General features: G+C 39.1%; 8 protein-coding genes and 1 pseudogene. 4 read left to right on the top strand and 5 right to left on the bottom strand.

What is annotated here, in order from left to right; translation table 11 throughout:
- From K6G87_RS19875 to K6G87_RS03870, 3 genes and pseudogenes are all read left to right on the top strand, one after another.
- Positions 1–133: pseudogene (locus K6G87_RS19875) on the top strand (phosphoribosylaminoimidazolecarboxamide formyltransferase); the annotation flags it as partial.
- A 134-nt stretch (positions 134–267) separates the two neighbouring features.
- Positions 268–468 (top strand): hypothetical protein, encoded by a 201-nt coding sequence (locus K6G87_RS03875; protein ID WP_296834155.1) that lies wholly within the window; start codon positions 268–270, stop codon positions 466–468.
- 95 nt (positions 469–563) lie between these two features.
- Positions 564–881 (top strand): NUDIX domain-containing protein, encoded by a 318-nt coding sequence (locus K6G87_RS03870; protein ID WP_296834153.1) that lies wholly within the window; start codon positions 564–566, stop codon positions 879–881.
- Positions 882–1,048: 167 nt separating this feature from the next.
- Here the strand turns inward: K6G87_RS03870 and K6G87_RS03865 are convergent, their stop codons facing one another.
- The 5 genes from K6G87_RS03865 to K6G87_RS03845 all read right to left on the bottom strand — a co-directional run bounded on the left by K6G87_RS03865 (position 1,049) and on the right by K6G87_RS03845 (position 5,600).
- Positions 1,049–2,659, bottom strand: coding sequence for a hypothetical protein (locus tag K6G87_RS03865; RefSeq protein WP_296834151.1), 1,611 nt, complete (start codon positions 2,657–2,659; stop codon positions 1,049–1,051).
- The gene (gene tnpA, locus K6G87_RS03860) at positions 2,652–3,065 is read right to left on the bottom strand and encodes an IS200/IS605 family transposase (protein WP_022762588.1); all 414 of its coding nucleotides are present in this window, start codon (positions 3,063–3,065) and stop codon (positions 2,652–2,654) included. Before tnpA ends, K6G87_RS03865 begins: the two co-directional genes overlap by 8 nt.
- Entirely contained in the window at positions 3,058–3,240 is a 183-nt protein-coding gene (locus tag K6G87_RS03855) for a hypothetical protein (protein ID WP_027204600.1), read from the bottom strand. Before K6G87_RS03855 ends, tnpA begins: the two co-directional genes overlap by 8 nt.
- Positions 3,227–3,814, bottom strand: a complete 588-nt coding sequence (locus tag K6G87_RS03850; RefSeq protein WP_296834143.1) for a hypothetical protein — start codon at positions 3,812–3,814, stop codon at positions 3,227–3,229. The genes K6G87_RS03855 and K6G87_RS03850 overlap by 14 nt, the downstream gene beginning before the upstream one ends.
- A 268-nt stretch (positions 3,815–4,082) precedes the next feature.
- Positions 4,083–5,600 (bottom strand): family 43 glycosylhydrolase, encoded by a 1,518-nt coding sequence (locus tag K6G87_RS03845; RefSeq protein WP_296834140.1) that lies wholly within the window; start codon positions 5,598–5,600, stop codon positions 4,083–4,085.
- A 366-nt stretch (positions 5,601–5,966) separates the two neighbouring features.
- Between K6G87_RS03845 and K6G87_RS03840 the strand changes: the two genes are divergently transcribed.
- Positions 5,967–7,366: ABC transporter ATP-binding protein (locus K6G87_RS03840; protein ID WP_296834137.1), on the top strand; the 1,400-nt coding region annotated here is incomplete at its 3' end.

Below are 7,366 nucleotides of genomic sequence, written 5' to 3'. Positions count from 1 at the left end.
GCGTGCCTTTAGAAGCGGTGTTAAGTATGTAGCTCAGCCAGGTGGATCTGTACGTGATGACAACGTAATAGAAGCTGCTAACAGCCACGACATGGTTATGGCATTTACAGGAATGAGATTCTTCCATCACTAATTGGAAGTTTTGGGAAAAGAAATATAGATTTTTTGAAAAGGATCGGTATGTATTTCCGGTCCTTTTTTGTATACAATAGTATATGTTGACTACATCTAAATCCAATAAGGAATCAAAAAACAGTAAAAGTATATATGGCGAAGAAAAAAAGTAAAAAGAAAAAATTTCAGGAAAATCAGATTCCAGAACAGGATGAGAATTATTATTTTCTTGCAGGTTATACTTCAGCGGGCTTTCCATATGGAGTAACTTGGGAAGAGGCCAGGAAAGATGGCCTGATAGATGACGTAGACAATATAGAATGCGGAGAAGACGAGGAATTACCATTTGATTGAAGAACAAAATAGAAATCTTGAAACTGAATATATTGAATAATATTATACGCTGCACATATATATATATATATATTAAATGAAATGAGATAATAAAAATGGAATACATAGACATCTTTACAAGGGACGGACAATACACAGGAGTAACAAGACCCAAGCATGATCCTAAAAAGCGGGGGGAATATTACAGGCATGTACTCGTGATCATGAAGACAACAGACAGCCCTGCGCCGGGTGAAGGCGAGGGACTGTATATTGTTCAGCAAAGATCTCTCAAAGCCAGATTCTGTCCTGGTATGTGGGATATGACAGGAGGCGCTGTGATGGCAGGAGAGCTGCAAGAGGCAGCAGCCATCAGAGAAGTCAAAGAGGAACTTGATCTGACTATACCCACGGGCAAGCCCGTGGGGTTCTGATTGGCAAGCGTAGCTTGTAATCGTACATCATTCTCAGACTTTGGATTTACAAGTGTAAATCTGTTTGAATCAGAACTTTCATTACCAAGCAGCCAAACGACCACATTAGCGGTAAATTTCTGCTTTTCAGCAAGGAAGTATAGTCAATCTCCCTGATTATTAAGTTGTTAAGCTACGTTAATTCCACTGTTTAATATCTTGATTTTATATGCCTTGATCCAGGTGATTAAGGCTTTTTCTTTATTGTATTGTGCCTCAAAAGTCTTAGCACATTTGTCTTTATCTATATTTTGCGTTTTAGGTTCATAGCAATAGAGCAGGAATGATGAATACCAGTCTCTTTGTACTTCAGTGCCATCATGAAGTTTATACAATCTATCGGAGAGCTTCTTTTTTATATAGTCATCAGCCGTATGGTCATACTGTGATGCTCTGTAATTGTTTGGGACTTCATTATAAGTTCCACCTGTGGCTTTGAATTTTCTTTCCAATGTGGTCTGGAAACCACCGGGGCATCTGTTCTTTACAGACTTACCGAAACGTTTTTTCTTATTGAACTTACCTTTATCGTTTTTGGTAGTCTCTTTTGATCGTTTCATAAGCTTGCCTGCATTCTTAGGTTCAGTTACAATTATTTCTCCAAGACTTCGTAGGTGGTTAGCGTCCTCATTTATTGCAAGTTGCCTGTTAACTGCATTGATACGGCACAGCTCAGAATGTCTGACTTTCATTTTCTTATAATGATTTGAGTATTTCCAGATTTTACGACCTTTCTTAACAGTACCATCCTCATTATAATTTTGCGGGTTGGTTGCCCTTCTTGACCTGTCCATGGCACGATAGATTAGACGCTCTTTTCTTTCGGATGTCTGTATGCTGTCACCACGTTCAGAAAGGTTCTTTAGACCAACCTCAGTATCAGATGTATAGGCAACTGTCTGTGTGCCAATATCAGCACCTATCATACCTTTGCCATACTTATGGCGTGGATTGCCGTACTTATCATACTTAGGTTTTGCTTTGCCTTCAATAGTCAGATGCAGGTATACCCTGTATTTGCCTCTTATCATTTTGGGGACGAGAGTTGCATAGCATGGTCTGTATGTATCTATACAATAAGCATCCTCAAGTAAAGTATCTACAGCCTTTTTATCCATTATTTCTGGTTCGTTAAGATACGACAGAACGGCATTTACTTCATCCATTTGGAATCTATCGGCTATCTGTATCCCGAAAGCTTTCTTTCCAAGTTTGAATTGTAATCTGTTATCTTTTACAGAAATGGGTATACCACGGCTTATCTGCTTTGCTCGGATACATGGTAGCTCCCCAAATTTTGAGAAATGTATGGTCTTACCACTACCATAGAGACATTTCTCCATACCGCGCCATACATCTTCAGCTTTGGTTAAGGCAAATATAGCATCTATCCCATACTTTTTGCCTATTGGAATCATTGATTTTCTACAACAATCCCATGTGACATTATAGGATTTCTGCATTTCATTAAGCTGATCGGCAAGTATCTTACGTTTAGCCATGTTTTCCGTACTACCATACAAAGAAAGCAGTTTGCGGTATCTTTTTGTACGCATGAGCTGGTCATGGTTCCTTCTCATAAGACCAACAAGTTCATTGCCCGCTTTGCGTATCTTTTCAGAAAGAGCCACGACTTTAAGCATATCGGAATAAGGCATATCAGTTTCGGCGACTATAATATGCCTGTCAGAAAGCTTATGGAATTTCTTTAATATCCTCCCGTATTCATAATCAGTCATGCCTTTTTTGCTCCTCAATGTACTTAATTACTGTAGCTTCGCTTATATGCCCCACCGTTGACACAAAATATCCCTTTGACCATAAAACACCGCATCTTGCATAGAATCGTTTGAGTTGTGGAAATGCCTTAAACAGTTCTATTGCACTGATACTCTTGAGAGTCCTGACAACATCGCACGGTGCAACAGTCTGTGGGACATCTACAAATATATGTATATGGTCAGGCATTACTTCAAGGGCCTTGATACTATAGTTATAATCATCGCAGATTTTTTGAAGTATCAGTTTGAGCGTATCTTCTACATTGCCTTTTAATACTGAAGATCTAAATTTAGGACACCAGATGATATGATACTGTATCAGATATTTACAATGTGAAGCACTATGATATTGCCCCTCACTCATTGTTTTTTACTCCTAACTGATATTTTTCCTGAATGCCCCTGCGCATAAGATCAAGGAAAGTAACGGTTTCACCTTCCTCAACTGAATAGATCCGTGCAAGGTTTTCAAGTTCCTTCTTCCATTCAGCTGGGATAGAGATATTGATTTGTACATTTTCGCTTTTAGGTCGTGCCATTAGAATTTCTCCCTTTCTTAACAATGTCTTTAAGTTGCATATCCTCAATACCAACAAATTCAGCAGCACCCATACTACAAAAAAAATCATAGGCTTTGCAATCCACATATATATCATCGAAATCACTGCAGGATTCTCGAATATCTTCAAGTTCATCATCAGAAAGATTTTCACCAAAATGATTTTCAATATGTCTGCGTATTGCAGAAAACATTATATCTGATGCCATATCTAATGTATCGTAACTTATTTCATCGCCGTATGTAAGATAATTCCAACCGCGACCGCTTTCATAAGTAGCTTTCTTGTTTCCGCTATATTCGTTTTCAAGAAATTCTCCTACAGTCTGTTCGAGCGAAATATATCCGTCTTCTACAAGTATTCCAGAATGATCATAAGGATCGTAGACATATTTTATCTCATAGTGAACTGGAGTGGGTGACAATTCATCTCTTATCCGACGAATCAGCCTTGCTTTTATGAATTCTTTTGATTGATCAAAGCACTCATTTACATATTCAGCAATTTCGTCTACATGAGAATTCACATACTCTACGCATTTCGAATTATCCATTTGTATTTTTCCTTTATGTTAATACATAGATTATATATTTATTCTATGTGTTTGTCAAAATAGAAAAAGGCTTCATCCCACAGGCAAGCCTATGGGTTTTCGCCTACGTTGCGCCAAAGTTTACTTTATAACTTTTTTATATAAAATCATGAACCTCACAATTGCTGTGTGGTTCGTGATTTTTGGGCTATCTTAACAGAGCTGATTCAATTGAACTATTAATATAATATTGAATCAAAGCTTTTGTTAAATATTGATTCAACCTTTTTTACATCTGATTCGCGCCATATGTCATCAGATCCTCTGACGCTGACATCTGGAAATACGGCGTGCCATCAGCTCTGAAGTGTACTCGCCTTATACCATCACATCTAAGAGTACTATCTATGTCAGTTTCTCCATGATAAGCTATCATCAGTTCGCCATCTTCGTTAGTAAAGAATGAGTTGTGACCTGGGCCGAAAACTCCTTTTACAGAATAGAAGTTAAGGACTGGTGTAATGCTCTTGGTCCAGGAGGAGATATCTAACAGATCGGCATCTTCATCAGCTGTCAGAAGACCAACTGCATAGGTATAAGAGTTGGCAGCACCGCCTGAATATGTAACATAGAGCTTTCCTCCATGGATAAAGCCATAAGGGCCTTCGTTGTTGATAGTTCCTGATACATTCTCCCAGCCAAGAAGAGGTCTTGTAAGGAGCACAGGTTCACTTGTAAGGATCCATGGCTTATCTTCATCAATGGATGCGATATAAAGCATGGAACCAGTATCATTCGGATGTCCGATGAACTGCCTGTATGACCAGATAAGATATGAACCTTTGCTTGTTTTAACATGGGTCATATCAAGGGTTATGGCGCCTTGTTGTCCTATTGGCTTTCCATCCATTTTGTACACCTTTACAGGATCTTCCCAGCTGTCAGCTTCTATGATACTTGCGCTTTTCTTTTTCTTCATCATATGACACTGTGGGCCCCACTCATGGCCGCTTACAGCAAAAAGAATATATAATTCGCCTCCGATCACATGGAATTCGGGTGCCCAGAAGGTCTGCTCGAAGCCTCTTTCAGGATCAAATGGAAGGATGAGATGCTCGGTGACACCTTCTGCAAAGAGGCCATGTACATCATCAGCTTCTCGCACATAGATACCTATGTCATGACGATTGTCGCTGGTTGATATGAAATACCATTTTCCTTCCCATGGGAAAATAACGGGATCGCCGTATCCCTTTGCAAGAGGGAAGTCAAACTTCTGCTGGTGTATACGTCCATCTGGGCCAAACTTTTTTTCTCTTGAAGATCCATCGCTGTATGAAATTAGTATACCTGACTTGTCGTCCTTGCAGGTTACACCGGTGCATACGATTGGATTCCAGTATTGCTCGGCTTTCTTTATTATTTCGGAATCTACTTCAAGGGTGTCTTTTTGCATAGAATCTGTTACAGGAACAAGCTCATCCTTTTCAAAGTGAATCAGATCTTTGGTTTTCCAAAGAACTTTTTGGTTTAAAGCATCCTTATCAACCTCGCCGTTTTCAAGGACTCTTTCTGCAGCAATACCGATCCATCCGTCTTCCATATTGAACATAAGCGGATTCTGAACACCCTTTGGAATGATGGTATTATCCTTGCTTATAGAACCTTTTGCAAAAAGAATTCCGTAGTTTCTGTTTAAAGGTGCAGCGCTTCCGTCATCAGAAATAACTTCGAAATGTACACTTCTTGCAAGCCCTTCCGGGTAATTGTTTTCATTAACTTCTCTTGTAAATACTTTGATTTTCATATTTTAACCTTTTATATCGTGGTTTTCTGTTACATCCCAATACTACCGAAATACAGGACCGCAGACTTACTATTTGTTGAGGAATTTTAGTCATTTTTTGCTATCTCTTATTATTAAGTCAGCAGTAATATCTTTTGATGAAGAGAGATGAGTGTAATGGATTTATCTCGGTAGATAAAAAAGGTAGAAGAGTGCTTAGATAAAGGCTCTTCTGCTTTTTTATTTATGTATGCCGGATGAATATTCTCAAAATTTATAGAATAGTGCCCATTTTTGGTGATTGAATTGTGTACTATTATTTTATGAGATATAATTATCAGAAAATTGGCACATTGCGCTTTTTTACAAGGATATGGGGGACTATGTATGAAATTGCTATTGAGGCTGAGTAAAGAGGCAGTAAGATACAGATTTTTATATGTGATCGCAATTTTTTCCACATTAATGCTCACGGTGATCAATCTTGCAGCGCCAAAGGCTCTGTCAGAAATGACAGGAATTGTAAGCAACGGCGTTGATGAAAACGGGATGAAGAGAATATGGATACTTACGGCCGTTCTTATTGGACTTTATCTTGGAAGAATCCTTTTCAGATTCCTTAGTAATTATCTTGCCCACAAAGCGGCATGGTACCTTGTGGGAGATCTCAGAACCCGTACTTATGATAAGCTTGAACGCATGCACATCGGATATTTCCATGATAAGCAGACTGGAGATCTGATGAGCCGTATAGTTAATGATACAAGGGATTTTGAACTTTTATATGCTCATATGATTCCGGAGACTATCACTAACATTGTGACTTTTATTGGCGTTCTCGTAATGCTTCTTACTATCAATGTGAAGCTTGCTCTTATTACATGTGCGCCGATTCCACTTATTTTTATATCCGGTATTATTTTTTCCAAACAAGTAAGACCCTTCTTCAGGGCATCACAGAAGAAAATGGGCGAACTTAACGGCAAGCTTCAGGATAACTTGTCTGGTCTTCAGGAGATACAGTCTTTTGGCAGAGAAGAATACGAGACGCAGCAGGTTGATGAGAAGAACTTCGAGCACGTAAAAGCTATGCTTAAGGCGCTTAAGATCAGTGCTATATTTCATCCTTGCGTTGAATTTATATCTTCTATAGGTACGATACTTGTTGTCGCTTTTGGAGGCTACCTAGCATGGAAAGAAAGTCTTAGAGTCGAGGACGTGGTTGCATTCCTTCTGTATCTTGGACTTTTCTATGCTCCTATCACAGGGCTTGCCAACCTTCTTGAGAATATGCAGCAGTCTATGGCAGGCGCTGAGCGAGTTATCACGATCCTTGATGCGCCTTGCGAGATCAAGGACAAGGAAGGGGCTCTTGCGTTAAAAGATGTAAAGGGTGAGATCAGGTTTGAGAATGTAAGTTTTTCGTATGAGACTGGTGGTAAGATTCTTGATGATATCTCTTTTGAATGCGAGCCTGGTAAGATGCTTGCTCTTGTAGGTCCTACCGGAGTTGGTAAGACTACTATGACCAAGCTTATATCAAGATTTTATGAACCTACCAATGGACACATATATATTGATGGTAATGATATTAATGATATTACTATAGAAAGTCTCAGGCAGAATATCTCGCCTGTTCTCCAGGACACATTCCTTTTTAATGGAACTATTGCTGAGAATATCGGCTATGCAGTTCCTGATGCAGACATGGATGAGATCATAGAAGCGGCTAAGGCTGCCAATATTCATAAGGATATCATGAATATGCCTGATGGCTATGATACGCT

The sequence above is a fragment of the Butyrivibrio sp. genome (assembly GCF_024699075.1).
The sequence above is the reverse complement of the archived record's forward strand: the minus strand, read 5'-3'. Positions and strand labels throughout refer to the sequence as shown.